This is a genomic window from Claveliimonas bilis, from assembly GCF_020892095.1.
Taxonomy (GTDB): Bacteria; Bacillota; Clostridia; order Lachnospirales; family Lachnospiraceae; genus Claveliimonas; species Claveliimonas bilis.
On the sequence record NZ_AP024845.1, the window covers coordinates 853,846 to 879,314 of the forward strand.

The following is a 25,469-nucleotide window of genomic DNA, read 5'->3' on the forward strand; positions in this document are numbered from 1 at the left end:
AAAGAAAAATGTATGACGTAAACTCAAAATGTCCAGATGATTTTATCAACCACGAGGAAATCCTCACCACGCTTGCCTACGCTGAAGAAAACAAGCACAATGAGGCACTGATCGATTCCATTATCGAAAAGGCCAAAAAGCGTAAAGGACTGTCCCACCGCGAGGCAGCGGTTCTTCTGGACTGCGATATTGAAGAAAAAAATCAGGAAATTTACAAGCTGGCCGAACAGATCAAAAAAGATTTTTACGGCAACCGTATTGTTATGTTTGCCCCCTTGTACTTATCCAACTACTGCATTAACGGATGTACCTACTGCCCTTATCATATGAAGAATAAACATATTGCAAGGAAAAAACTGACCCAGGAAGAAATCCGGCGGGAAGTCATTGCGCTGCAGGATATGGGGCACAAACGTCTGGCTCTGGAAGCAGGCGAGGATCCGGTGCACAATACCATGGATTATTATCTGGACAGTATTAATACCATTTACAGCATCAAGCATAAGAACGGGGCCATCCGGCGCGTCAATATCAACATTGCCGCTACAACGGTAGATAATTACCGCCTTCTGAAGGAAGCCGGCATCGGCACTTATATCCTGTTCCAGGAAACTTACCATAAAAAAAGTTATCTGGAGCTCCACCCTACCGGTCCGAAACATGACTACGATTACCACACTACCGCAATGGACAGAGCCATGGAGGGCGGCATCGACGATGTGGGAATCGGCGTTCTTTTTGGATTGGACAAATACCGTTATGAATTTACAGGACTTCTTATGCATGCGGAACATCTGGAAGCTGCTTTCGGTGTCGGTCCTCATACGATCAGCGTCCCACGCCTTCGTCATGCAGACGATATCGACGCTGATGCCTTTGATAACGGGATTGATGACGATACCTTCGCCAAGATTGTAGCCTGTATCCGAATCGCGGTTCCCTACACCGGTATGATCATCTCCACCCGCGAAAACCAGAAGTGCCGGGAGAGAGTCCTTCATCTTGGCATCTCACAGATCAGCGGCGGTTCCCGTACCAGCGTAGGCGGATACTGTGAACCGGAGCCGGAAGATGAACGCTCAGAGCAGTTCGATGTCAGCGATACCCGCACACTGGATGAAGTTGTCCGCTGGCTGATGGAAATGGATTACATTCCCAGCTTCTGCACTGCCTGTTATCGGGAGGGACGGACAGGAGACCGTTTCATGTCTCTTTGCAAAAGCGGGCAGATCCAAAACTGCTGCCATCCAAATGCGCTGATGACTCTGGAAGAATATCTGATGGATTATGCGTCCCCTGAAACAAAAGCCATCGGTGATAAACTGATCGATCGGGAAATTCTCAACGTACCGAATCTTAAGGCACGGGCTGTTGTGGAAGAAAATCTCCGCCTGATCCGTGAAAACAACCGCCGTGATTTCCGTTTTTAATAAAATCAGAAACACCTTTTTGAATCCGGGCCGGGGCCTGCACAAAGCTCCGGCCGCTCTAACGAAAGGAGACTTTTATGAGCTTAAACAACACCCCCAGCTCCGAACGCGTTCATATCGGCATTTTCGGAAAGCGCAACGCCGGAAAATCCAGCCTTATCAACGCTGTAACTTCCCAAAATCTTGCCATTGTTTCCGATATCAAAGGCACTACCACAGATCCTGTCATGAAAGCCATGGAACTTCTCCCCCTGGGTCCGGTCGTCCTCATTGACACCCCCGGACTTGATGACAGCGGAGAGCTTGGCCTTATGCGCATCCAAAAGGCTCACCAGGCTCTGAACCGCTGCGACATTGCCGTCCTTGTCATTGACGCACTGGAAGGTATCACGCCGGAAGACGGAAAAATTCTGGAAAAGATACAAAAGAAGCAGATTCCCTGTATTCTTGCCATAAATAAATGTGATCTGCTCTCCTCGTTCGACTCTCCTGTCCCTCTGACAGATTCTTTGCCGGACAGCATCCATACTATCCGTATCAGCGCCAGAAATGGACAGGGGATCTTTGAATTGAAGGAAATGCTTGCCGCCAGCCTTCCTGAGGAAGACAAAGGAAGACGCATTGTAGGAGATCTGATCCATCCCTCCAGTCTGGTGATACTTGTCATCCCCATTGACAAAGCAGCGCCGAAGGGACGTCTCATCCTGCCGCAGCAGCAGACCATCCGCGATATTCTTGATTCCGGCGCTTATGCCCTGACTGTCCGTGAAACAGAACTTGCTGCCGCACTTTCTTCTATTGGAAGGACTCCCGATCTTGTCATTACAGACAGCCAGGTATTTCCCTACGTCGCCGAAATTGTTCCAGAAGAGATTCCTCTCACCTCTTTTTCTATTTTATTTGCCAGATACAAAGGAAATTTAAAAACTCTGGCAGACGGTGCCAGAGCTTTGGACTCCTTAAAGGAGGATGATACCATTTTAATCTCAGAAGGCTGTACCCATCACAGACAATGCGAGGATATCGGAACAGTCAAGCTTCCGAATCTCATTCGGAAGCACACCGGATGCAAGGACCTTACGTTCTCCTTCACAAGCGGCACAGAATTTCCCGCTGATTTAAGCGGCTTTTCCATGATCGTCCACTGCGGCGGATGCACCCTCAACGAAAGAGAAATGAAATACAGGCTCTCCTGCGCGGAAGACGCCGACATCCCTATCACCAATTACGGCACGGCTATTGCACATATGAACGGAATCCTTCCCCGCTGTCTGCAGCCATTTTCACTGTGACCAAACACGCTACGCCAGAGCAACAATTGTTGAAAGAAACATCAGCAGTATCCCCATAAGAAGGAGGTAAAGACTGATAATGATCAGAAGAATCAGCTGCCATCTCTTTTCTTTGGGGAATATGCCTTTTGTATACCCCGGCTGTCCTCTGTGAATCAGATAATTCCCTATATAGATCAAAAGCGGCGCGCCGGATGAGTACATCAGATAGACTGCCATTACCATCAGAGAAACCCCCCCTGCCATCTGCTGCTGTACTTCTGCCATCTGGCTCTGATCCACAGCGGCTGACGGCATCATAGAAAGAAACAGCAGCAGAAAAATAGGCACTGCATTATTGATAAGATGAAACAGCATATTATAGAACATATTATCTGTCTCTGTCAGAAGATATCCCATTGCAATTCCAAGAAGCGCTGTAGGGATGGCTCTCCAGACACTTCCGTGGAGCAATCCGAATACCACCGAGACAAGCAGAATACCGATCCATTTATTTCTTATGCCCCGAAAGCATCCAAGAAAAGCTCCACGGAACGCCACCTCCTCGCACACAGCAGGGGTCAGAGCAACAAGGAAAAGGGAAAACCAGGCCGGAAGCGTCATCACTACGCTTCCCAAATCCTCTCCTGCTCCCATCATCTGCTGTGGAAAGAAATAGCTGAGGACACCCACAATACCCATAGCTGCCAGGAACGTCCCGAACCAGAGCACAATAGTGCCTCCCGTCTTGGCTGCTTCCGGCCTCTTCAGAGGGAAGACCCGCCTAAGATCTGCCCCGAATACTGCGGCAATTCCCACTGCAAGAACGATCAGCAGAAGCTCTCCGATCAGTGCCCCCCACACGCCGAACCAGCGGCCAAACCATCCGCTCAAGATAAAAATATCTATCCAAAATACAGGTACAAATATGACCGCCATCCACGGCTTCAGTTGTCTTTTTTCCATTCTGTCTTTTAATCTCCTTTATTTGATATACGGGTTACAGACTTTTTGAAATTTCTTCACATGTTTTCATTGCTTCTATCACTGCACTGCGAAATCCCATCTCCTCCAGCACCCGCACTGCTTCGATGGTTGTACCTGCCGGCGAACACACCATATCCTTCAGCTCCGCCGGATGTTTTCCTGTTTCCAGAACCATTTTTGCGCTTCCCATTACCGCCTGGGCCGCAAATTTATAAGCCTGCGCTCTTGGCATTCCTCCGGATACCGCCGCATCCGCCATTGCCTCGATCAAAACAAACACATAAGCCGGTGAACTTCCGCTTACAGAGACCACTGCATCCATCAGACGCTCCGGGATCACTTCTGCTTTTCCAAAGCTTCCTAGAATTTTCAATGCCTCTTCCATTTCTTCTTCTGTTACATATTTATTTTTGCATACTGCTGTCATTCCCTCTCCAACCATTGCGGGAGTATTTGGCATTGTACGTATGATCTTTACCGGCTTTCCAAACTGTTCCTCTACCCAGTCAAGGGTTTTTCCGGGAGCAATGGTAATGATGAGATGTCTGTCTGTGATCACATCTTTGATCCCCTCGATCACATCTGCATAAAACTGTGGTTTTACAGAAAGGACAAGAATATCAGCCTGTCCTGCCGCCGTTTTATTGTCATCTGTCACATGGATACCGTACTTCTCCTGAACTCTGTTTCTGCCTGCTTCAGACGGATCAGCCCCGATCACCTCATCCGCCTTTGCAAGACCATTTGCAAGGATACCTCCCATCATGGCAGTCGCCATATTTCCTGTTCCAATAAATCCCAGTTTCATCATTCTATTCTTCCTCCTTAATCAAAGACCCGCTCTCATTCGCTGCCTGCCTTCTGCAGTGTAAGGAGTTGTCTTTTATCTGAATCTTCCTTAAATATAACATCTTGTCATTAAAATAGCAATCTCTCTTGTTGTCTCACAGGCACATCCGCGGTATAATTTTATATTATCTGAAGGGAGAACATCTATGTATACATTTATCATAAATCCCAACGCCCGTTCCGGACTTGGCGGCAGGGTATGGGAACAGTTGGAACCAAAACTGAAAGAATCTTCCGTTCCATACCGGGCGTTTTTTACAAAATATCAGCGCCACGCTACTGCCATGACCCGAAAGCTGACTTCTGACGGTCAGGAACACACCATCATTGTTCTTGGAGGAGACGGAACTATCAATGAGGTGATCGGAGGAATAAAAAATCTCTCCCTCGTCACTGTGGGCTATATTCCCATCGGCTCAAGCAATGATTTTGCCCGCGCTTTCGCGCTTCCCCGTGATCCACAAAAAGCCCTTGCAGCAATCCTCTCTCCCGCCTCCTATTCCTACATGAACGTAGGGCTTCTCTTTTATAAAAACAGAACAAAACGCTTTGCAGTAAGCGCCGGACTGGGGTTTGACGCCGCCATCTGCCATCAGGCTGTTATCTCCCGGATGAAAGTCATACTCAACCGGCTCGGTCTTGGCAAACTGACTTATGCTGCCATCGCCTTTCACCGGCTGATCCACCTGCGCCCGGCATCTATGCAGGTAACGCTGGACGGCAAAAAAACCCTTTCCTTTTCAAAGGTTTTCTTTACCGTTGCAATGAACCACCCCTATGAGGGAGGCGGTTTTCGTTTCTGTCCGGAGGCGGATCCCTGTGACGGTCTTTTAAATGTCATGGTAATCTCCGGCATTTCCAGAATCAAAGCGCTTCTTTTGCTGCCCTTTGCCTTCAAAGGATGGCATACCCGCTTCCACGGAGTTTATACTTATACATGCAAAGAGGTGCAGATTGAAGGCGATATTGCTCTCCCGGTCCATACCGACGGAGAACCTGTCTTTTTACAGCACTCGATCCGCGCCTGCCTTGAACCGGAAAAACTCCGTGTCATTACCGGATAGGAAAGGATGTGAAATTTATGCCATCATTTATTGTATTTGTTCCAAAGCCTTTGTTTGCAGCTGCTGTCGTTATCCTGATCGCATGCCTTGCGATCGGACTCTATCTTTTTTCCATACTTCCAAGAACTTCCAGGAAAAAAGAAATGGAACAATACCAGAATATAAAATTTGCCCATCGGGGATATCATTCTTCCAGTCATCTCATTCCTGAAAATTCTATTGCTGCCTTCAAGGCTGCTGCCCGCCTCCACTATGGAATTGAGCTTGATGTCCACCTGACAAAGGACGGTCAGGTCGCTGTTTTCCATGACGATACGCTGGACCGGCTCTGTGGTGTTACAGGCCGGATCGAGTCCTATACATACAGTGAACTGCAGCAGTTTTTTCTGCTGCATACATCCGAGAAGATCCCTCTGTTATCTGAGGTTCTCTCCTTCATTGACGGGAGGGTGCCTCTTCTCATTGAACTGAAGATACCCGGACGTTCTGTCCGGATCTGCGAAAAGACTTATGAAATCCTGAAAACTTACAACGGCCCTTTTCTGATCCAGTCTTTCAATACAATGGGACTTCACTGGTTTCGCCTTCACGCCCCTCACATACTGCGCGGCCAGCTTTCCTCCAACCTGACTGCCAGTCCCACAAGGGAACCCTATATTCTCAAGTTCATGGCAAAACATCTTCTTTTTAATTTTCTGGGAAGGCCGGACTTTATTTCTTATAAGCTGAAAGATCTGCCGGAGATCAGTGTATGGATCTGCCGCCGGGTCTTTCAGACTCCGGTTGCCGTATGGACTTTGCGCACAGAAAAAGCCCGCACACTGGGCTCTCTTCACTATGATATGCAGATTTTCGAAAAAGAAGCGGAATTTTATTAAGAAACGGTGAACCGCCTTGTTGATTAAACTTTTTCGTGTTATAATTCCAGTGAATTAAAAATATAATTTCTATGCAAACTGTAATAAAAAACTGTAATAATATTGCTGAAGGGAAGTATTATAATGAAAATCACCGGCTTTCTGAAGAAATACAGCCACGCATGGGTCTTTTTGTACGGGCTGATCTACATGCCATGGTTTCTCTATCTGGAAAATCACGTATCAAAAGATTATTACCTGATCCATTCTCCGCTGGATGACTATATTCCGTTTATTGAATATTTCATTGTACCCTATCTGCTTTGGTTTGTCTTTATCGCAGTAATAGTAGGATACTTTTTCTTTACAAATAAAAAGGGCTTTTATCGCCTGTGCGCTTTCATGTTTACGGGAATGACAATTTTTCTTATTGTATGCACCGTCTTTCCCAATGGACTTGATCTAAGACCTGATACCTTGACGCGGGACAATATTTTTACGGATCTGGTACGCCTTGTATATGCAGCGGATACACCGACAAATGTTCTGCCCAGTATTCATGTGTTCAATACTTTGTCCGTTATTTTTGCTGTTGCCCACGACGAAGGAATGAAAAACCGCAAACGCCTGAAAGGTTTTATTTACATTTTTGGCACACTCATCATTCTTTCAACAATGTTTTTAAAGCAACATTCCGTAACGGATGTCTTTGCCGCAATGGTAATGGCTGGGATCATTTATCCTTTTGTGTATGTGCCTGCACGCAGAAAAGCGCCCAAACTTTCACATCAGCCCATTTGATCATAAAATACAAGGGGGAACCTTTGCTATAAATTTTATCTTTTTATACAAGGAGGAAAAATACAATGTATGCAGAATTTAGTGATAACCTGGTAACCGGAAATGAAATGATCGATTCCCAGCACAAAGAACTGATCGAAAAAATCAACGAGGTGTTAAGAAGCTGTGAGCAGAGCAACGATAAAGCAGTTGCGGTAAGAACTCTGGATTATCTGGAAGAGTATACAAACTTTCATTTTTCTGCTGAAGAGCAGCTTCAGAGAGAAATTGAGTATCCCGGTTTCCTGAAACATAAAGAGCAGCATGAAATCTTTAAACAGACAATCGCTGATCTTCAGGACATGTTAGTTGAAGAGGAAGGTCCTTCTCCTGCTTTTGTTGCAAAAGTACAGGAAAAAGTAGTTGAATGGCTTTATGTGCACATTGAAGGCTTTGACCGCTCTGTTGCCGAATACAAATTCATGCGTGAAAACAACGAACGTTTATAAAGGCCCGTAAAGCCCGAGACAAAAGAAACAGAAAATAAGGAAAAGAGTTCCAATGCGGAACTCTTTTTTATTCTTCCGAATATCTGTCATTTCCCAGACGGATATTAAGATAGCCCACATATTTCTCGAAAGCGGACGGAATAGGATATTCCTTCTCCACTTCCTCCGGCCTCACAAACAGCATAGGTTCCCGGCAGGACTTCTCCAGTTCGTCCACCCAGATAAAATATCCGGTCATCTCCCACTCCACATGACTGAAAATATGTTTTGCCTCTCCAAGTGCCTTTACCCGTACAGGTGTAAGACCGATCTTCTTACTGTAGGCAACCGCTTCCTCCATGGAAAGGTGCCCCTTTTCATTTGGAAGCTCATATAAGCCTGCCAGAAGCCCTTTTTTCGGTCTTTTACGGATCGCCGCTTTCTCTCCGTCCCGGAAAATGAAAACCGTCTTTTTCTCCTTCTTTCTCTCTTTTGGTTTTCTGCGCACCGGAATCTCGCTCTGCAGTCCTTCCCTGTATGCGCTGCACCATTTCTGCAGGGGACATTCCCGGCATTTCGGTTCTCCGTTTGGCAGACAGATCAGGGCTCCAAGTTCTATCAGTCCCTGCCCAAAATCACTGGCTTCCTTAGGCGGAATTACCTTCTCCAGCTTCTCCTCCATCTGTTTTTTTACAGACGCCTTCATAATATCCTCTCTGCTTCCAAGGATCCTGGATAAGACCCGCAGCACATTCCCATCCACTGCAGCCTTGGGAAGACCGTATGCAAAAGCACTGATAGCTCCCGCTGTATAGCTTCCGATTCCTTTCAAAGAAAGGATTGCTTCATAGTGATCCGGAAATTGCCCGTCAAAATCCATCATGATCTGCTGCGCCGCCTTCTGCATATTCCTCACGCGGTTATAATACCCAAGTCCTTCCCACAGCTTAAGGAGCGTATCCTCTCCTGCTTCCGCCAGATCTTTCACTGTGGGAAGCACTTTTAGGAATCTTGCGTAATAAGGCTTTACAGCCTCCACCCTCGTCTGCTGCAGCATGATCTCTGAGATCCATACATGATAGGGGGTTGGATCTTCTCTCCACGGAAGCTTCCTTCTGTTCTCCCGATACCAGGAGATAAGTGAATCTCTCATTTCATACAGCCTGGGATCTTCCAGAATAACCGGAACCTGTCCTTTGACTTCTATTTTATCCTTTTCCACATGGCAATCCACCGCCATCACCTTCACTCCGGCTTTTTCCGCTTCCTTCAGCGCTTCGCAAAAAGCCGGATGGGTATCCCGGTTGGGAGTAAAGAACTTTACGCCCTCCATCTGCACGACAAAAAGCACATAACACTCATAACCTTCTTTCACAGCCCCGGCCAGCTCTTCCACATGCTTCACCGCCCGGTCGCTGGGCGCGTCGGGAAAACGGACGACACCATCCTCTTCCAGCGTCACTCCCTTTACCTCGATCAGGATTTTTTTGTTTTCCGCCTCCACATACAGATCGATCCGTGACTTCCCGTAAGTATATTCCCGGCGTATCAGCGCCGGTTCCCGAAACAGTCCCCCTCCTTCTATCCACTCTTTTGCAGCGGCATTCGGCACCTGGGAGTCCATGTTGATCAGGCGGTCCTTTTTCAGAACTGCGATCAGATCCCACTTTGTCTTTCTTTCCGGATTTTCTGCTTTCTGTACGTAGACTTTTGTTCCGGGTATAAGAAGTTCGGCGCACCTTCCTGTATTCTTTACATGAACCGTTTCTTTCTTCCCATCTATATCAATATATGCAATAAACCGATTGGGCCGCTCCAGAAACGTTCCCTCATAGATTCGTTCGTATTTCATGATCTTCTCCTTTTCTTTTCCGATTATAACAGAAAAATCACAAAAAGGGCAGGGGGTATTCCCCTGCCTTGTATACTTCAGCGCCGCTTTCGGCTCTGCCTCTTTTTTGATCAAATTTTTTATAGAATCTTGGATAAAAATTCCTGAAGTCTGGGCTCCTTTGGCCTTGTGAAAAACTCCTCCGGTTCTCCCTCTTCCTTGATCTGACCTTCATCCATAAAAACGACTCTCGTGCCGACTTCACGGGCAAATCCCATCTCATGGGTAACAACAACCATTGTCATTCCCTCTTTTGCCAGCTGCTTCATGAGATCTAAAACCTCTCCGACCATCTCCGGATCAAGTGCAGAGGTAGGCTCATCAAAAAGCATCACATCCGGTTTCATAGCCAGAGAACGCACAATAGCAATTCTCTGCTTCTGTCCTCCGGACAGCTGTGACGGATAAGCATTTGCCTTTCCTTCCAGCCCTACTCGCTCCAGAAGTTTCATTGCTTCTTCTTCCGCTTCTTTTTTGTCTTTTTTCAGAAGCTTAACAGGCGCAAGTGTGATATTCTGAAGAATCGTCTTATGAGGGAATAAATTGAAATGCTGGAACACCATTCCCATCTTCTGACGATGTTTGTTGATATCGACTTTTTTATCTGTAATATCGACTCCGTCAAAATATATATGTCCTTTGGATGGAACCTCCAAAAGATTCAGAGATCTCAAAAGCGTTGATTTGCCGGAACCGGAAGGACCGATGATCACCACAACTTCCCCTCTTTTAATTTCTCCGGAAATACCATTCAGGGCATGAAGCTCACCAAATATCTTATGCACATCCTCAATGCGGATCAATACATCTTCCTTAGTGGTCACTGTTCCTCAGCCTCCTTTCCAGCATATTTACCAGCTTAGTAAAAATAAGCACCATAACAAGGTAAATAAGTGCGACTGCAAACAAAGGCATAAACGCACTGTATGTCTGGCTTCGGATAATATCTCCGCCCTTGGTGAGATCCTGCAGGGCAATATATCCCGATACAGAAGTCTCTTTTAAAAGTACGATAAACTCATTTCCAAGCGCCGGCAGGACGTTTTTAAAAGCCTGCGGCATTACAATATAAAACATTGTCTGACTGTATGTGAATCCAAGGCTTCTTCCTGCCTCCATCTGTCCGTTGTCAATGGACATGATACCCGATCGGAATATTTCCGCCACATAGGCCCCTGAATTAAATCCAAATGCCATCACCGCCACAATAATCTTATCAACTGAAACACTGGCAAAGATGACGAAATATATGATCAGCAGCTGTACAACAACAGGCGTTCCCCTGATCACAGTCAGATACAGCTTGCAGAGCAGATTGAGAATACGAAGCTTACCTGTCTTATCATACGTAGAACGCACGATGGCCACAAGAAGTCCCAGAACAATACCGATAAGCACGGCCAGAAAAGTTACCTGAAGCGTTACTTTCAGGCCATCCCATATAAATCTCCACCGCTCATCTTTTATAAAGTTTAAATAAAATTTCTCTTGCCATTCCTGCAACATAATTTACACCTTATCTATTGGTCCGATCATGAATTACTCTTCATCTGAAGTAATATATTTTGCAACGATCTCATCCAGTTTTCCGGATTCTTTCAGATCTGCGATCGCTCCGTTGATCTGCTCAAGCAGCTCTTCGTTATCCTTTGCCACAACAATTGCGTACTCTTCCTGTGTATATGCCTCGTCCAGGATCTTTGTTCCTTCTGCGGACTCAACAAACTTCTTAGCCGGCTCACCGTCGATCACAACTGCATCGATCTTATCCTGTGTCAGAGCCTGCACTGCCTCAAATCCTTTGTTGTATCTTTCTACTGTAGCATCTTCGATATCAGATACATACATATCTCCTGTTGTTCCCAGCTGAACACCGATCTTCTTTCCTACCAGATCGTCCGGTCCGGCAATCGTACTGTCCTCATTTACAATGATTACCTGTGTCGCTTCCGCATAAGTATCTGTAAAGTTGACTTCCTTCTCACGATCCGGATCCACCGTCATACCTGCTGCTCCGAAATCAGCTTTTCCGCTTGTTACAGCAGCAATGATAGAGTCAAATGCCATATCCTCGATCTTCAGCTCCATACCCAGCTCATCTGCAATTGCATTGGCAATATCCACATCGATTCCTACGATGTCCTGTCCTTCATAATATTCATAAGGCGGAAATTCCGCATTTGTTGCCATAACAAGAGTATCCTTTTCCTCTGTGCTGTCTCCGCCCTCTGATGATGAATCACTGCTGCCGCATGCTGCAAGACCGGCCACACATGCTGCTGCCAACATTACACTGATTACTTTTTTCCATTTCATATTCCTTTTCCTCCTGATTATCCCCATTTATTTTAATCATTTATGCGTATAAAAATTCAAGTCTAGTACATATTCTAACACGAAACCAAGAAAAAACAAGTATCTTTTTGGATTCTTATGCAATTATCAACTGAACCAGTGACACGATAATGATAATAGCACCCAGCGCTATCCGGTAATAACCGAATATTTTGAAATCATGCTGCTTGATATAACCCATCAAAAATTTAATTGCAACAACAGACAATCCAAAGGACACAAGACATCCCAAAGCAAGCATTCCCGCTTCTTTCGCTGTAAAAGACAGACCGAAATTCACCAGTTTCAAAAGACTTGCACCAAACATAGCCGGAATTGCAAGGAAAAAGGTAAATTCCGCTGCCGTACTTCTTGAAATTCCAATCATCAATGCCCCTACGATAGTAGCTCCTGATCTGGATGTTCCCGGAATAAGGGCAAGCATCTGAAATACACCGATCCAAAGCAACATCTGCACAGATAACTCGGATATTTTAGTTACTTTTGGTCTCTGATGCTTATTTCTATTTTCCACAACAATAAACAGAACACCATATACGATCAGCATCACTGCCACAGGAAGCGGCTTATAGAAAACAGCATCCAGGTAGTCATTAAAAAGCACACCCACAATTCCTGCCGGGACAGAAGCGATCAGCACTTTGATCCACATCTGCCATGTCAGCATTTTCTGTTTCTGTGTCTTTCTCGGAGAAAATGGATTCAGCTTATGGAAATACAAAACTACAACTGCCATAATTGCCCCCAGCTGAATGACAACATTAAACATTTCCATAAAAGCATCACTTAAATCCGGCTTAAGAATATCTCCCACCAGAATCAGATGGCCGGTACTGCTGACCGGAAGCCACTCTGTAATACCTTCCACAATCCCAAGGATAATTACCTTAATCACATCTAACATTTTCGCTCTCCTCTTTCATTTTGTCATTTTCCGGCATCACACATCCCCATCCAGCACATATTTCTCGATGGCGGCGGCCACACCTTCCTCATCATTTGACAGAGTCACTTCATCTGCTGCTGCCTTAGCCTCTTCTACTGCATTGCTCATTGCAATACCCAATCCGGCTTCCTGCAGCATAGCCGTATCGTTCCGTCCGTCTCCAAAGGCCATGATCTCTTCCCGTTCAATGCCAAGAATTTTTCCCAGCATCAAAATCCCTTTGCCTTTATTTACTCCTTTGGCATTTACTTCTATATTATTGCACAGCGCTCCTGTAATCTCAATATCCAGAATATGATCTTCTACTTCTTTCCAGGCTTTTTTACAATCCTCCTCCGAAGAAAAAATGGCCTGTACTTTATCGGTAGGCAGCTTCTTCCTGTTAAAAAGCTCTGTTACATTTTCAACGGGCCGACGCGTATTCAGTATGTATGCAGCCATGGGAACTCTTGGTACAAAGTCCCCCAGCCTATTAAGAGCGCTTTCTTCCGTATATCCCACTCCATTATAGTACACCTCCAGGAGTGCGTCATACTTTCCGCATATTTCCAATACCTTTTTCCCGTTTTCATAGGATACCTGATCCTCATAAAGGATACGTCCCTCCAAACTGTCCACGATCCGGGCACCATTTGCAGTAACTGCATACCTCACTCCCGGAAATTCCATAACCTCTTTTGGAATGCCGGAGAGAGGACGCCCTGTTGCAGGCAGAACAACAATGCCCTGTTCGATCGCTCTCCTTAAAACATCCTTTGTACGATCCGTCAGGACTTTATCGCTGGTAAGCAAAGTACCGTCCAGGTCGAGTGCGATCATCCTGATCTTTTTCCCCGTTTTCTTTCTGTCAGTGCTGCATTTTATCATATACGAGCAGTTCCTTTCCGTCTTTTGTAAAAATCAAAAGTTCTGTACTGATTCTATCCTGACTTCTTTCATATGCCTCTTTTCCGAAGTCGATCATCTTGCCTACTACTTCCTCCTGTTTTGCCGGGGCAAACAAAACCAGATCCTTGGAAGGCACCATGAGCACAAGATCATCGTCCAGCTTCTCGGCACACACATTCCAGATGTGCTGCAGACACAGAGAGCTTGCTTCATGATGGCCGTCGGCTACAATGCCAAACCCTCCGTACCATGTATTTGACACTACAAATTCTATATCTCTTGCAAGGTTTTCACAGGCTGTATAGTAAAGCTGTTCTATGTCGAAGTCAGGAGGAAGCATATTGTCCTTAATGATTTCATATGCATCTTCCCCTCTCTGTATAACCAGCAAAACCGTCAGCTCTCCTGCAAAGGCGATCAGCGGCGTATCCTTTTGGGAAATGTTTTTCCCGTTCAGCGCATGGCTGTCTCTTAGTTCATACTTTACCCATGGATAAATTTTGTCTTTTATATTTTCCATAAGATAATGTTCTTCTTCATATTTCTTCATCTGTTTCCCCTCCGGTATGATAGATTTTTCATGTTTTATCATAACAAAATTTGCGTAATAAAGCAATTTGTTGTATAATAGATACGCACTCGCCGAAAGAAAGGATATGTATATGATTAGTACAAGATTAAAACGCATGCTGCGCGTCGGCCTGCTTGCCGGATGCATAACAGTCATGGGGTGTACGAGCATTCTGGTATACGCAGACCCTTCTACGGAAGAATTAGAAAAACAAACAGATGGATTAGAGAACGAATTAAATAATCTGAACAAAAAATTGAATACTCTTAGCGGCGAACTGGAAGATCTTTCCTCAAAGATGGAGGAAACCAGCTCCGCAATGAAAGTTACACAGGAAAAAATGAAAGAGGCACAGGCAAGAGGCGAGGAACAATATGAAGCAATGAAGCTTCGGATCAAATATATGTACGAGGCGGGAAATACAAGTTTTATTGAACTGCTTTGTTCAGCAGAAGATATGGCTGATTTCCTGAATAAGACTGACTTCATTCAAAATGTCAGCGAATATGACCGGGAAATGCTCCAGGAACTGGAGGATACCCAGAACGAAATCAAAAAAGAAGGTGACACCTTAAAGAAACAGCAGGAAGAACTGGCTGATATGCAGGAACAGGTAAATGCTACCCGCACTGAACTTGAAAATGAAATTTCTTCCAAATCCAGTGAATTGGAAAAATATAAGGATCAGCTGCAGGCAGCAAAAGAAGCCGAAGCCCTTCTTGCACAGCAGAAAGCCGCTGAAGAAGCCGCGCGTCAGGCGCAGCAGAATGCAGCTCAGGATGCCCAGCAGGGCTCTTCCGGATCAGGATCAGGAGGCTCCAACGTTTCCACCGATGGAAAGCAGAGCCTGGGGCGCTTTAAGATCACGCACTACTGCTCCTGCTTTTACTGTACCGGTTCCTGGGGCGGTTCTCATACAGCAAGCGGTACGGTTCCCACAGCCGGTCGTACAATTGCAGTAGATCCAAGTGTAATTCCTCTCGGTTCACAGGTCATCATCAATGGACATGTCTATACGGCAGAAGATACCGGCGGTGCGATTAAAGGAAACAAAATCGATATCTTTGTCAGTGACCATGCTACTGCTCTTGCATATGGTGTATATTATGCCGAGGTTTATCGTGCAAACTAAACCGTTCAGAAAAAGGATGCGTGTCCCGCAATTGACACGCATCCTTTTTACTCTTTTATAGCGTTTGGCTTTCCCCTATCAGCAATTTATTGATAATCCATAACATCGATCCACTGCATCAGAAAATCCTTTTCCAGCTCATTGTCTTTTGTAAGCTGTGCAGCTGCGACAATAGGCAGCCACTGCTGCACATACTGAACTGCTATATCTGACTTTCTGCAGAACATCTTAAGATACAGGTCTGCTGCCTTTTGATCCTTCAGGGCAAAAAGCAGATAACTCATTGCCGCGTCAGCGCTGGCATTTCCGATCGTTGCATGAGCCCAGTCTACAATTGACATCTTTCCATTTTTGCCTACAATAATATTACTTGGATTAAAGTCCCCGTGGCAAAGCTTATCATGCCTTGGCATGCTTTCAAGACGGGTAAGCAGTTCATATCTCTGGCTTGCATCCAGTTCTTTGATGCTGTTAATCTGCCGGCGCAGTTTATCTTTAATATTGGATAACATAGGCGCCTTCTTAGAATGTACTTTCACCTGAAGATCCACAAAATCCTCCATATATTTATCCAGATTCTGCGGATCTACTTTCATCATTTCCTCCAGAGTCTTCCCTTCTCTGTATTCAAAAAACAGCGCCCATTTTCCGTCTATATTTTCTACCTTCTGTAGCTTAGGTATATCCAGCCCACATTCTTCCACACGGGCATTTTCCAATGCTTCATTAAAAATATCTACCTTGGGGTGTTTTTCACTGAACAATTTGATAATACTGTCCTCACACTGATATACTTTCTTGTATGGCCGTTCCACGATCAGTCTGCATTTTCCCATATCCATAAGCTTACCTCCTTTATAAGTGTTCCGTTTTCCTGTTATCTATATTATACTCCTGCCTTTTTTATTTTTAAATACATTTTGATATTTTCTTAACTTATTTTTTTATTTTATTTTTATTGTTATTTAATTAACATTTTCAAATATGTGCTATTTCCTTTTTCTACAAGAACCGGCATATACACGAACACCATAGAAAGAGGTGCACCCAGCCGGGCACACCTCTTTCTGTGAGAAAAACTTATGAGAAAAACTATTTGCCATAATAGCATTTAAGATAAATGTCTTTCATTTCTTTCATCAATGGATATCTTGGATTTGCTGCGGTACACTGGTCATTGAATGCCTGTTCTACCATTTCATCCAGCGTATCCAGGAAATACTTTTCATCGATGCCATATTCTTTAATCGATTTCTTAATACCGATCTTTTCTTTCAGATCTTCCAGTTTTGCAAGAAGGTTCTCGAATACTTCCTGATCTGTCTTGCCCTGACATCCTGCAAAACGTCCAAGCTCTGCATATCTTGCCAGCGCATGAGGATACTGATACTGTGAGAATGTTCCCATTCTGGTCGGAGCTTCCGCTGCATTGTAGCGCATAACTTCTGTCAGCAGCACTGCATTTGCGACTCCATGCGGCAGATGATGGAATGCACCAAGTTTATGAGCCATAGAATGGTTCAGTCCCAGGAAGGCATTTGCAAATGCCATACCTGCCATACAGGAAGCGTTTGCCATCATTTCACGGGCATGAGGATCATTTGCTCCATTTTCATATGCTGACGGCAGATTATCAAATACCATCTTAACTGCCTTCATCGCAATTCCGTCTGTATAGTCTGTTGCCATAATAGAAACATACGCTTCAATCGCATGAGTCATAACATCAATACCGGATGCGCTTGTCAGTCCCTTTGGCTGTGTCATCATATTATCTACATCTACAATCGCCATATTGGGCAGTAATTCATAATCAGCGATAGGCCATTTTACGCCTGTATCTGCATCTGTAATGATTGCAAACGGCGTCACCTCAGATCCGGTACCGGAAGATGTCGGAATCGCTACAAAGTAAGCTTTTTCTCCCATCTTCGGGAAGGTATATACTCTCTTACGGATATCCATGAAATCCATTGCCATATCTTCAAAGTTTGCTTCCGGATGTTCATACATTACCCACATGATCTTGGCAGCGTCCATTGCGGAACCGCCTCCTAAAGCGATGATCGTATCCGGCTCAAACTGTCTCATCTGCTCTGTACCTCTGCGTGCACACTGCAGTGTCGGGTCCGGTGCAACTTCGTAGAAGCATGTATGCTGGATTCCCATCTCATCTAATTTTTCTTCGATCGGAGCAACATAGCCATTCTTATAAAGGAATGTATCTGTAACGATGAATGCCTTTTTCTTGTGCATTACTGTTCCCAGCTCATCTAATGCAACCGGCATACATCCTTTCTTAAAGTAAACCTTTTCCGGTGTTCTGAACCAAAGCATATTTTCTCTCCTCTCGGCAACTGTCTTAATGTTGATCAGATGTTTTACTCCAACGTTCTCTGATACGGAGTTTCCGCCCCAGGAACCGCATCCAAGAGTAAGAGAAGGCGCCAGTTTAAAGTTATAAAGATCACCAATGCCACCCTGTGAAGAAGGTGTATTGATCAAAATACGGCATGTTTTCATTGCTGCTGCATGTTTTGCAATTTTTTCAGTCTCTGCCGGATGTACGTAAAGGGCTGCTGTATGTCCGTATCCACCGTCTGCAACAAGTCTTTCTGCCTTTGAAAGTGCTTCATCAAATGTTTTAGCCTTGTACATTGCAAGTACCGGCGAAAGTTTTTCATGTGCAAATTCCTCAGAAATATCAACAGATTCTACTTCACCGATCAGGATTTTTGTATTTTCCGGCACATCAACACCTGCCAGCTGTGCAATCTCATAAGCGCTTTTTCCAGGAATTTTATTATTCAGCGCACCATTGATAATGATAGTCTTGCGTACCTTATCCAGCTCTTCCCCTGGTTTCAGGAAGTAGCATCCGCGGTATGCAAATTCTTTCTTCACTTCTTCATATACACTCTCCAGTACAGTTACTGACTGTTCCGAAGCACAGATCATACCATTGTCAAATGTTTTGGAATGGATGATAGAGTTTACTGCATTTCTGATATCTGCTGTGTCATCAATAATGACTGGTGTATTTCCGGCGCCTACACCTAACGCCGGCTTTCCGGAGGAGTAGGCCGATTTTACCATTCCCGGTCCGCCTGTTGCCAGGATGATATCCGCATCCCTCATAACAGTGTTTGTAAGTTCCAGCGAAGGAGTATCAATCCATCCGATAATCCCTTCCGGAGCGCCTGCCTTTACAGCTGCCTCTAAAACAACCTTTGCCGCTGCAATCGTACAAGCTTTTGCTGCCGGATGAGGACTGATAATGATCGCATTTCTTGTTTTCAGACAGATCAATGTTTTAAAGATTGCTGTTGATGTCGGATTCGTTGTAGGAATAACTGCAGCGACAAGTCCGATCGGCTCTGCAATTTTCTTGATTCCGTATGCTTTATCTTCCTCGATCACGCCGCATGTTTTTGTATTTTTGTATGCATTGTAAATATATTCTGCTGCGTAATGATTTTTAATAACCTTATCTTCTACAACGCCTCTCCCTGTTTCTTCCACTGCCTGTTTTGCAAGGGGAATACGCATTTTGTTTGCAGCCATTGCCGCTTCAAAGAAAATCTTATCTACCTGCTCCTGCGTATAGGTTGCAAAAATCTTCTGTGCCTCGCGCATTGCTTTCATCTTTGCTTCAAGGCTCTCTACGCTGTCTACGATTTCCGGTACCACCGCTTCTTCTTTCTTTTTAGCCATTTTCATATCCTCCGTGTAAATAGTCTTTCTTGCTTTTCTTTTCGATGGGTTTAGTATACCTAATCGTTAATTATTTGTCAATATAAAATTGTTATTTTTTTATCATTTTCTTATTTTTATACATATTACACTTACTTTTCATTGTTTATATGAGCTTTTTTGTGTATTATTACTTATTTTTTTCTCTAAAACCTCCCTTGCCTCTATGCCTCAATGAATCACAAAAGATTTTTTAATTTTATTCGATAATTTTTCGTTAAATATTTATCTTTCTCTTTCAAAAGATTTCCTGCTAAATAAAAACAGGACGAAATCCTTCTGTTTTCGGATTTCATCCTGTTTTCTCCCTTGCTTAGCGCAAGTAATATTTCACCTTTTTCACGAACAGATTATACCAGCTCGATCAGAACTTCCATAGCTGCGTCACCTTTACGCTGACCGATCTTGATGATTCTTGTGTAGCCACCGTTGCGATCTGCATATTTTGGTGCGATCTCATCAAAAAGTTTTGCAACCATGTCGATTTCTTTTGTATTTTTCTTTCTTCCTGCAGGAGTCTTCGGAACTTCTTTTACAGGATAAAGAACTTTCAGCATCTGACGTCTTGCATGAAGTCTGGACGGCATATCTTTTTTGATCTTCTTCTCAACTTCGTCGTATACTGTAACTTTCTTACCGTCTACTACTTCTTTTACTCTCTTGCCGTCTTTGTCTTTACGTGCAACCTTTGCCTTTACAGTAACTTCTTCAAAGTTATCTTTCTCTTTTACTGCAAGTGCGATCAGACCTTCTGCCATTTTACGGATCTCTTTTGCCTTTGCCTCAGTTGTTCTGATTTTTCCGTTATTCAACAATGCTGTTACCTGGTTCCTAAGTAACGCTTTTCTCTGGCTTGATGTTCTGCCAAGTTTTCTATATTTTGCCATTTTTCATATCCTCCATTTTCACATCTGGTTATGCATCTTCGGGCTTACTAGCCAAATGCCGCTGCCATGCGCTTCGGGCTTACTGACAGACAGGGCAATAAGTGTGGAAGCCGCTTGAACATTAGCAGTTCAATCGGCATCGAGGGCTTCGCCCTCTCTACTCCTCTCCTTGGCTTAACTCCAAGCCAAGTTCTTTTAATTTTGCTAATACTTCCTCCAGGGATTTGCGTCCCAGGTTGCGGACTTTCATCATATCCTCCGGAGTACGGTTTGTCAGCTCTTCTACTGTATTGATTCCTGCTCTCTTCAGGCAATTGTAAGAACGTACGGAAAGTTCCAGCTCATCAATGCTCATTTCCAGTACTTTCTCTTTTTCGTCATCTTCTTTCTCGATCATTACTTCTGCAGCCTGCGCTACTTCAGACAGATCGATAAAGAGTTTCAAATGTTCGCTAAGTACTTTTGCCGCAAGACTTACAGCTTCATCCGGAAGAAGTGTTCCGTTTGTCCAGACATCTAATGTCAGTTTATCGAAATCAGTGATCTGTCCGACACGAGTATTTTCTACAGACAGGTTGACACGTTCAACCGGTGTATAGATAGAGTCGATCGGAATCACTGCAATCGGAAGCTCCTCGCTCTTATTCTTGTCAGAACTTACATAGCCGCGTCCTTTTGTGATCGTCAGCTCCATATAGAGCTTACTGTCAGCGCCGCCATTTAATGTAGCAATGACAGTCTCCGGATTCATGATCTCAATGTCAGAATCCACCTGAATATCAGCTCCGGTTACGACTCCTTCGCCTTCAAACTCAATATATGCAGTCTTAGGCTCATCGGTCTCGGACGTATTCTTGATTGCCAGTGATTTCAGATTCATGATGATCTCAGTAACATCTTCTTTTACACCCGGGATAGAACTGAACTCATGCAGCACTCCGTCGATCTTCACCTGGCTGATTGCAGCTCCAGGAAGAGAAGAAAGCATGATCCTTCTAAGAGAATTACCAAGTGTTGTACCATATCCTCTTTCCAGAGGTTCTACTACAAATCTTCCATATCTCTTATCTTCTGATATTTCTGTAATTTCAATATTTGGTTTATTAAAATCAAACACTATGCGGTCCCTCCTTGTGGGTTGTTCGGATTACCGAAGGGTAATTCTCTAAGTTAATTATTTAGAATACAGCTCGACGATCAGCATTTCATCTACCGGAACATCGATCTCATCACGAGTCGGCAGTTCTTTTACTGTACCTTTCAAAGCTTCCTGATCTACTTCGATCCATCCCGGCACAAGACGTCCGCCTGTTACCTCAAGGATGTCTTTATATCTCTGAGAACCTTTGCATTTTTCTTTGATCTCAATTACATCTCCGGCCTTCACAAGATAAGACGGAATGTTTACCTGTTTTCCATTTACAAGAACATGTTTGTGGTCTACGATCTGTCTTGCTTCACGGCGTGTTCTTGCAAATCCCATACGGAATACTACATTGTCAAGTCTTGACTCCAGAAGAACCATCAGGTTGGTACCTGTCATACCCTTCTGCTGTTTTGCCTTTTTATAGTAATTTCTGAACGGCTTTTCCAATACACCGTAGATGAATTTTGCTTTCTGTTTTTCGCGAAGCTGAAGACCATACTCGCTCATTTTTCTGTTTGCTCTTTTGAGCTGTCTGTTAGACTTTTTATCAATTCCAAGATAAACTGGATCCATGCCAAGTGAACGGCATCTTTTAAGAACCGGAACTCTATTTACTGCCATTTTTCATTTACCTCCTAATTAGACTCTTCTGCGTTTCGGTGGACGGCATCCATTATGCGGTACCGGAGTAACGTCTTTGATGCTTGTAACGTCAATTCCACATGCCTGAAGAGCACGGATTGCCGCTTCTCTTCCTGAACCCGGTCCTTTTACCATAACATCTACTGTCTTCAGTCCATGAATCAATGCTGCTTTAGCAGCTGTCTCTGCTGCCATCTGAGCTGCATATGGAGTAGATTTCCTTGAACCTCTAAATCCCAGACCGCCAGCACTTGCCCATGACAGAGCATTTCCCTGTGCATCTGTTAATGTTACGATTGTATTGTTAAAAGATGACTGGATATGTGCTTGTCCGTGTTCAACGTTTTTCTTGACACGTCTTTTTGTCACTTTCTTTGTAACTTTCTTTGCCATTTAAACTAACCTACTTTCTTAATTTTTGTATTGTTTCACTCAAACACTAAATTATTTCTTCTTATTTGCAACTGTTCTCTTTGGACCTTTTCTTGTTCTTGCGTTAGTCTTTGTCTTCTGACCGCGAACCGGGAGTCCTTTTCTATGACGGATACCTCTGTAGCATCCGATTTCCTGCAGTCTCTTAATATTTAAAGCGATCTCTCTTCTAAGATCACCCTCTACCATCTGTGTTTCATCAATTACTGCACTGATCTTTTTAACATCTTCATCTGTCAGATCTCTGCAGCGGATATCAGGATCTACTCCTGCTTCCTTCAAAATACGAGTTGCGCTCGGTCTTCCGATACCATAAATATATGTCAGTCCGATTTCAACACGTTTGTCTCTTGGTAAGTCTACACCTGCAATACGAGCCATGTGATTTTCCCTCCATTGATTCTTTAAATTAATATTGTCCTAAATTGAGGCTGCGGGCAAACTGCTTTCTCTTGTCACCCTACCGGAATTCTGTGAAGCCGTTCTTTCCATAAAGAAAGACAACTCATATCTTATCCGATATCCCAGCCCAGGCGTGTCGGTATTCACACCCTTTCCGGCAACCGATCTCAAATCGGCCAATGACCGCCGGTATTGTAAGCAATATACTAGAAGCCACCTTGCAGAAACCACTGCCCTTGTCGGTGTTTCATGTATATTAAATAGCACGACCACTCCACACACACCCTGGTGTGTCATGCTATCAGCCGCCTAAATTGGTACATAAACTATCAATCTGCTAACATAGATCTACACGTCCGTGCGCCTAAGCTCACGCTTCCTCTGACGACTTGCGTTCACTAACGCTTGGGACGAATCTTCTCACTAAGTTCATGCTGCGCGTAGCCGCTTGCATTCACTAAGTGTTCAGTATTAGCCCTGACGCTGTTTATGCTTTGGATTTTCGCAGATAATGCGAACGCTTCCTTTTCTTTTGATAACTTTGCATTTTTCGCAAATTGGTTTTACTGATGATCTAACCTTCACGTCAAATCCTCCTTTCATCCATTGCCTGCTTGTTCCTGCACTGATTTTCCGGGCATCCCGTAACAAGGCATAGAAATACCCAGAAACGCGCTTATATAGTATAGCACTACGCATCAAGCAAAGTCAATAGATTTCTTATTTAAAATCTCAAAAATATTACTTATCTCTCCAAATGATTCTTCCCTTTGAAAGGTCGTACGGAGACAGCTCCAGTGTTACCTTATCACCAGGAAGGATTTTAATGAAATTCATACGCAGTTTTCCGCTGATGTGGGCCAATACCTGATGTCCGTTTTCAAGCTCTACCTGAAACATTGCGTTCGGCAGTTTTTCTACTACAGTTCCTTCAATTTCAATTACGTCAGCTTTTGACATTTTCTCTATTCCTCCTGTTTTCCTTCTTTCACAAACTCTTTTATGATTTTCCGTATTCCAGCATCATTTATTCCGGCAATATCGTGTTCTTCCCGAATCAGGCGGACATGCTTCGCTTTCTTTTTCTTCGGCCTATCCAGCGTTCTGTTTTTCCCATTCACTAAATATATATATGAAGCTTCGCTTTCAATTATTACATATATCTGTCCTTCGTCATGTCCTGCCAGTGATCTGGCAAGCATTCCCGCCTTATATCTTTCCATCAGCCGCTCCTTTTACTTATTCCGTCAAAGTCAGTATCTGCGGCTCACCCTCTGTGATCAGCACAGTATTTTCATAATGCGCCGATAAGGAATGATCCTTTGTCACGACTGTCCAGTCATCATCCATCCAGTTCACTTCCCATGTTCCGGAGTTGATCATTGGCTCAATAGCAAGGGTCATACCTGCTTTCAGCAGTACGCCTTTCCTTTTCTGTACATAGTTCGGTATTTCCGGAGCTTCATGCAGACTGGTACCGATGCCATGTCCGCACAGATCTCTGACAACTCCATATCCAAAGCTTTCCGCATACCGGCCTATGGCAGAAGATATATCAAATAGATGATTGCCTTCTTTTGCATACTTTATACCTTCAAAAAAGGATTGTTTCGTGACTTCGATCAGCTTTGCCGCGTCTTTACTTATCTCGCCGACTGCATGAGTTCTCGCAGCGTCAGAGTGATACCCCTTATAGATCACACCGGCATCCAGGCTGACAATATCGCCATCCTGAATGATTCGGTGGGGGCTGGGAATCCCGTGCACAACTTCATCATTTACTGATACGCAGATGGATGCCGGATACCCGTTATAATTCAGGAAGGAGGGGATACAGTCGTAGCTGCGTATCACCTCTTCCCCAAGTTTGTCAATATCAAGAGTGCTCATACCCGGATGCAGTGCTTTTGCAAGTTCGTTATGAACAATTTCCAAAATTCTTCCTGCTTCTGTCATCAGCTCAATTTCTCTGGAAGATTTTATCGTAATTGACATAGATTTACGCTCCTAAAATATCTACAATTGACTGAAATACATCATCAATGTCCACAGTTCCGTCTACTGTCTTTAAAATTCCGGCTTCTGTATAATAATCAATCAGCGGCTGTGTCTGCTCATGGTATACATTCAGTCTCTTCTGTACAGTCTCCGGCTTGTCATCATCCCTAAGAATCAGTTCACCGCCGCAGGTATCACAGATACCTTCTTTTTTCGTCGGTGCATATACAACATGATATGTAGCTCCGCATCCCACACATGCTCTTCTTCCCGACATACGGCGCACAATATTCTCATCCGGTACATCCACATCGATAGCATAGTCTACTTTCTGTCCCATATCGGCAAGTGCCTTGGTAAGCGCTTCCGCCTGCGGGATCGTTCTTGGAAATCCATCCAGAACATATCCTCTTTCACAGTCATCCTGACCTACTCTGTCCACAACAAGATCTACAACAAGATCATCCGGCACAAGGAGTCCCTGATCCATATAAGTCTTAGCTTTTTTTCCAAGCTCCGTACCGTTTTTAATATTTGCACGGAAAATATCTCCTGTGGAAATGTGGGGAATATTATACTTAGCTGCAATTTTTTTTGCCTGTGTCCCTTTTCCGGCACCAGGCGCACCTAACATAATGATCTTCATAGGCTTATCTCCTCCTTATAGCATTTTAACCCGCGAAAATATATTTCTTCCGC

28 protein-coding genes are annotated in these 25,469 nt (G+C 44.2%); 7 read left to right on the forward strand and 21 right to left on the reverse strand.

Annotated elements, in window-relative coordinates; all coding sequences use genetic code 11:
• Positions 1-8 precede the first annotated feature (8 nt).
• Both hydG and hydF read left to right on the forward strand, forming a co-directional pair.
• Positions 9-1,430 carry a [FeFe] hydrogenase H-cluster radical SAM maturase HydG gene (gene hydG, locus EUBC25_RS04270; RefSeq protein ID WP_230106965.1) on the forward strand — a complete coding sequence of 474 codons (1,422 nt, stop codon included), beginning with the start codon at positions 9-11 and terminating at the stop codon, positions 1,428-1,430.
• Between the two features lie 77 nt (positions 1,431-1,507).
• A complete protein-coding gene (gene hydF / locus EUBC25_RS04275; RefSeq protein WP_230106966.1) occupies positions 1,508-2,722 on the forward strand; it encodes a [FeFe] hydrogenase H-cluster maturation GTPase HydF in 1,215 nt (404 codons plus the stop codon).
• Between the two features lie 9 nt (positions 2,723-2,731).
• Here the strand turns inward: hydF and EUBC25_RS04280 are convergent, their stop codons facing one another.
• Both EUBC25_RS04280 and proC read right to left on the reverse strand, forming a co-directional pair.
• Positions 2,732-3,667, reverse strand: a complete 936-nt coding sequence (locus EUBC25_RS04280) for a type II CAAX endopeptidase family protein (protein WP_230106967.1) — start codon at positions 3,665-3,667, stop codon at positions 2,732-2,734.
• A gap of 34 nt (positions 3,668-3,701) precedes the next feature.
• A complete protein-coding gene (gene proC, locus EUBC25_RS04285) occupies positions 3,702-4,496 on the reverse strand; it encodes a pyrroline-5-carboxylate reductase (protein ID WP_230107547.1) in 795 nt (264 codons plus the stop codon).
• A gap of 187 nt (positions 4,497-4,683) precedes the next feature.
• Between proC and EUBC25_RS04290 the strand changes: the two genes are divergently transcribed.
• From EUBC25_RS04290 to EUBC25_RS04305, 4 genes are all read left to right on the forward strand, one after another.
• Positions 4,684-5,601 carry a diacylglycerol/lipid kinase family protein gene (locus EUBC25_RS04290; protein WP_230106968.1) on the forward strand — a complete coding sequence of 306 codons (918 nt, stop codon included), beginning with the start codon at positions 4,684-4,686 and terminating at the stop codon, positions 5,599-5,601.
• Between the two features lie 17 nt (positions 5,602-5,618).
• The gene (locus EUBC25_RS04295) at positions 5,619-6,479 is read left to right on the forward strand and encodes a glycerophosphodiester phosphodiesterase (RefSeq protein ID WP_230106969.1); all 861 of its coding nucleotides are present in this window, start codon (positions 5,619-5,621) and stop codon (positions 6,477-6,479) included.
• A gap of 123 nt (positions 6,480-6,602) precedes the next feature.
• Positions 6,603-7,259 carry a phosphatase PAP2 family protein gene (locus tag EUBC25_RS04300; RefSeq protein WP_230106970.1) on the forward strand — a complete coding sequence of 219 codons (657 nt, stop codon included), beginning with the start codon at positions 6,603-6,605 and terminating at the stop codon, positions 7,257-7,259.
• A gap of 65 nt (positions 7,260-7,324) precedes the next feature.
• Entirely contained in the window at positions 7,325-7,747 is a 423-nt protein-coding gene (locus EUBC25_RS04305) for a bacteriohemerythrin (protein WP_230106971.1), read from the forward strand.
• Between the two features lie 67 nt (positions 7,748-7,814).
• Here the strand turns inward: EUBC25_RS04305 and mutY are convergent, their stop codons facing one another.
• The 7 genes from mutY to EUBC25_RS04340 form a co-directional block, all read right to left on the reverse strand.
• A complete protein-coding gene (gene mutY / locus EUBC25_RS04310; RefSeq protein WP_230106972.1) occupies positions 7,815-9,578 on the reverse strand; it encodes an A/G-specific adenine glycosylase in 1,764 nt (587 codons plus the stop codon).
• 119 nt (positions 9,579-9,697) lie between these two features.
• Positions 9,698-10,441: an amino acid ABC transporter ATP-binding protein gene (locus tag EUBC25_RS04315; protein WP_304999998.1), complete on the reverse strand. Its 744-nt coding sequence runs from the start codon at positions 10,439-10,441 to the stop codon at positions 9,698-9,700.
• Positions 10,431-11,123 carry an amino acid ABC transporter permease gene (locus EUBC25_RS04320; RefSeq protein ID WP_230106973.1) on the reverse strand — a complete coding sequence of 231 codons (693 nt, stop codon included), beginning with the start codon at positions 11,121-11,123 and terminating at the stop codon, positions 10,431-10,433. The genes EUBC25_RS04315 and EUBC25_RS04320 overlap by 11 nt, the downstream gene beginning before the upstream one ends.
• A gap of 33 nt (positions 11,124-11,156) precedes the next feature.
• On the reverse strand, positions 11,157-11,933 hold the full coding sequence (locus EUBC25_RS04325; RefSeq protein ID WP_230106974.1) for a basic amino acid ABC transporter substrate-binding protein: 777 nt from the start codon (positions 11,931-11,933) through the stop codon (positions 11,157-11,159).
• Positions 11,934-12,048: 115 nt separating this feature from the next.
• A complete protein-coding gene (locus EUBC25_RS04330) occupies positions 12,049-12,876 on the reverse strand; it encodes an undecaprenyl-diphosphate phosphatase (protein ID WP_230106975.1) in 828 nt (275 codons plus the stop codon).
• A gap of 36 nt (positions 12,877-12,912) precedes the next feature.
• A complete protein-coding gene (locus tag EUBC25_RS04335) occupies positions 12,913-13,785 on the reverse strand; it encodes a Cof-type HAD-IIB family hydrolase (protein ID WP_230106976.1) in 873 nt (290 codons plus the stop codon).
• Positions 13,766-14,356: a DUF1444 domain-containing protein gene (locus EUBC25_RS04340; protein WP_230106977.1), complete on the reverse strand. Its 591-nt coding sequence runs from the start codon at positions 14,354-14,356 to the stop codon at positions 13,766-13,768. The genes EUBC25_RS04335 and EUBC25_RS04340 overlap by 20 nt, the downstream gene beginning before the upstream one ends.
• Positions 14,357-14,468: 112 nt before the next feature.
• Between EUBC25_RS04340 and EUBC25_RS04345 the strand changes: the two genes are divergently transcribed.
• Entirely contained in the window at positions 14,469-15,509 is a 1,041-nt protein-coding gene (locus EUBC25_RS04345; RefSeq protein WP_230106978.1) for a 3D domain-containing protein, read from the forward strand.
• An 86-nt stretch (positions 15,510-15,595) separates the two neighbouring features.
• Here EUBC25_RS04345 and EUBC25_RS04350 read toward each other — a convergent pair whose 3' ends face one another.
• From EUBC25_RS04350 to EUBC25_RS04405, 12 genes are all read right to left on the reverse strand, one after another.
• Positions 15,596-16,351 carry an aminoglycoside phosphotransferase family protein gene (locus tag EUBC25_RS04350; protein WP_230106979.1) on the reverse strand — a complete coding sequence of 252 codons (756 nt, stop codon included), beginning with the start codon at positions 16,349-16,351 and terminating at the stop codon, positions 15,596-15,598.
• Between the two features lie 250 nt (positions 16,352-16,601).
• Positions 16,602-19,223, reverse strand: a complete 2,622-nt coding sequence (adhE, locus tag EUBC25_RS04355; RefSeq protein ID WP_230106980.1) for a bifunctional acetaldehyde-CoA/alcohol dehydrogenase — start codon at positions 19,221-19,223, stop codon at positions 16,602-16,604.
• Positions 19,224-19,612: 389 nt separating this feature from the next.
• Positions 19,613-20,149: a bL17 family ribosomal protein gene (locus EUBC25_RS04360; RefSeq protein ID WP_230106981.1), complete on the reverse strand. Its 537-nt coding sequence runs from the start codon at positions 20,147-20,149 to the stop codon at positions 19,613-19,615.
• A 157-nt stretch (positions 20,150-20,306) separates the two neighbouring features.
• A complete protein-coding gene (locus EUBC25_RS04365) occupies positions 20,307-21,266 on the reverse strand; it encodes a DNA-directed RNA polymerase subunit alpha (protein ID WP_230106982.1) in 960 nt (319 codons plus the stop codon).
• A gap of 57 nt (positions 21,267-21,323) precedes the next feature.
• Complete coding sequence (gene rpsD, locus EUBC25_RS04370; RefSeq protein WP_230106983.1) at positions 21,324-21,917, reverse strand: 30S ribosomal protein S4; 594 nt, start codon at positions 21,915-21,917, stop codon at positions 21,324-21,326.
• Between the two features lie 18 nt (positions 21,918-21,935).
• Positions 21,936-22,331, reverse strand: a complete 396-nt coding sequence (gene rpsK, locus EUBC25_RS04375) for a 30S ribosomal protein S11 (RefSeq protein ID WP_230106984.1) — start codon at positions 22,329-22,331, stop codon at positions 21,936-21,938.
• Between the two features lie 51 nt (positions 22,332-22,382).
• Entirely contained in the window at positions 22,383-22,751 is a 369-nt protein-coding gene (rpsM, locus tag EUBC25_RS04380) for a 30S ribosomal protein S13 (protein WP_076780581.1), read from the reverse strand.
• A 492-nt stretch (positions 22,752-23,243) separates the two neighbouring features.
• A complete protein-coding gene (gene rpmJ / locus EUBC25_RS04385; RefSeq protein WP_005339020.1) occupies positions 23,244-23,357 on the reverse strand; it encodes a 50S ribosomal protein L36 in 114 nt (37 codons plus the stop codon).
• A 156-nt stretch (positions 23,358-23,513) separates the two neighbouring features.
• On the reverse strand, positions 23,514-23,732 hold the full coding sequence (infA, locus tag EUBC25_RS04390) for a translation initiation factor IF-1 (RefSeq protein ID WP_004607275.1): 219 nt from the start codon (positions 23,730-23,732) through the stop codon (positions 23,514-23,516).
• A gap of 5 nt (positions 23,733-23,737) precedes the next feature.
• On the reverse strand, positions 23,738-23,995 hold the full coding sequence (locus tag EUBC25_RS04395; protein WP_230106985.1) for a KOW domain-containing RNA-binding protein: 258 nt from the start codon (positions 23,993-23,995) through the stop codon (positions 23,738-23,740).
• A 16-nt stretch (positions 23,996-24,011) separates the two neighbouring features.
• Entirely contained in the window at positions 24,012-24,767 is a 756-nt protein-coding gene (map, locus tag EUBC25_RS04400) for a type I methionyl aminopeptidase (RefSeq protein ID WP_230106986.1), read from the reverse strand.
• Between the two features lie 4 nt (positions 24,768-24,771).
• Positions 24,772-25,416 (reverse strand): adenylate kinase, encoded by a 645-nt coding sequence (locus EUBC25_RS04405; RefSeq protein WP_230106987.1) that lies wholly within the window; start codon positions 25,414-25,416, stop codon positions 24,772-24,774.
• Positions 25,417-25,469 lie beyond the last annotated feature (53 nt).

Bases quoted from the DNA above. Each gene is read 5' to 3' on its own strand.
- rpsD (WP_230106983.1), bottom strand. From the start codon at position 21,917: ATGGCAGTAAATAGAGTTCCGGTTCTTAAAAGATGCCGTTCACTTGGC.
- EUBC25_RS04340 (WP_230106977.1), bottom strand. From the start codon at position 14,356: ATGAAGAAATATGAAGAAGAACATTATCTTATGGAAAATATAAAAGAC.
- EUBC25_RS04280 (WP_230106967.1), bottom strand. From the start codon at position 3,667: ATGGAAAAAAGACAACTGAAGCCGTGGATGGCGGTCATATTTGTACCT.
- proC (WP_230107547.1), bottom strand. From the start codon at position 4,496: ATGAAACTGGGATTTATTGGAACAGGAAATATGGCGACTGCCATGATG.
- EUBC25_RS04345 (WP_230106978.1), top strand. From the start codon at position 14,469: ATGATTAGTACAAGATTAAAACGCATGCTGCGCGTCGGCCTGCTTGCC.
- EUBC25_RS04395 (WP_230106985.1), bottom strand. From the start codon at position 23,995: ATGGAAAGATATAAGGCGGGAATGCTTGCCAGATCACTGGCAGGACAT.
- EUBC25_RS04330 (WP_230106975.1), bottom strand. From the start codon at position 12,876: ATGTTAGATGTGATTAAGGTAATTATCCTTGGGATTGTGGAAGGTATT.
- hydG (WP_230106965.1), top strand. From the start codon at position 9: ATGTATGACGTAAACTCAAAATGTCCAGATGATTTTATCAACCACGAG.
- mutY (WP_230106972.1), bottom strand. From the start codon at position 9,578: ATGAAATACGAACGAATCTATGAGGGAACGTTTCTGGAGCGGCCCAAT.
- EUBC25_RS04405 (WP_230106987.1), bottom strand. From the start codon at position 25,416: ATGAAGATCATTATGTTAGGTGCGCCTGGTGCCGGAAAAGGGACACAG.
- EUBC25_RS04350 (WP_230106979.1), bottom strand. From the start codon at position 16,351: ATGGATATGGGAAAATGCAGACTGATCGTGGAACGGCCATACAAGAAA.
- EUBC25_RS04305 (WP_230106971.1), top strand. From the start codon at position 7,325: ATGTATGCAGAATTTAGTGATAACCTGGTAACCGGAAATGAAATGATC.
- adhE (WP_230106980.1), bottom strand. From the start codon at position 19,223: ATGGCTAAAAAGAAAGAAGAAGCGGTGGTACCGGAAATCGTAGACAGC.
- infA (WP_004607275.1), bottom strand. From the start codon at position 23,732: ATGTCAAAAGCTGACGTAATTGAAATTGAAGGAACTGTAGTAGAAAAA.
- EUBC25_RS04295 (WP_230106969.1), top strand. From the start codon at position 5,619: ATGCCATCATTTATTGTATTTGTTCCAAAGCCTTTGTTTGCAGCTGCT.
- EUBC25_RS04320 (WP_230106973.1), bottom strand. From the start codon at position 11,123: ATGTTGCAGGAATGGCAAGAGAAATTTTATTTAAACTTTATAAAAGAT.
- EUBC25_RS04300 (WP_230106970.1), top strand. From the start codon at position 6,603: ATGAAAATCACCGGCTTTCTGAAGAAATACAGCCACGCATGGGTCTTT.
- EUBC25_RS04335 (WP_230106976.1), bottom strand. From the start codon at position 13,785: ATGATAAAATGCAGCACTGACAGAAAGAAAACGGGGAAAAAGATCAGG.
- EUBC25_RS04360 (WP_230106981.1), bottom strand. From the start codon at position 20,149: ATGGCAAAATATAGAAAACTTGGCAGAACATCAAGCCAGAGAAAAGCG.
- hydF (WP_230106966.1), top strand. From the start codon at position 1,508: ATGAGCTTAAACAACACCCCCAGCTCCGAACGCGTTCATATCGGCATT.
- rpsM (WP_076780581.1), bottom strand. From the start codon at position 22,751: ATGGCTCGTATTGCAGGTGTAGACTTACCAAGAGACAAACGTGTTGAA.
- EUBC25_RS04290 (WP_230106968.1), top strand. From the start codon at position 4,684: ATGTATACATTTATCATAAATCCCAACGCCCGTTCCGGACTTGGCGGC.
- rpsK (WP_230106984.1), bottom strand. From the start codon at position 22,331: ATGGCAAAGAAAGTTACAAAGAAAGTGACAAAAAGACGTGTCAAGAAA.
- map (WP_230106986.1), bottom strand. From the start codon at position 24,767: ATGTCAATTACGATAAAATCTTCCAGAGAAATTGAGCTGATGACAGAA.
- EUBC25_RS04325 (WP_230106974.1), bottom strand. From the start codon at position 11,933: ATGAAATGGAAAAAAGTAATCAGTGTAATGTTGGCAGCAGCATGTGTG.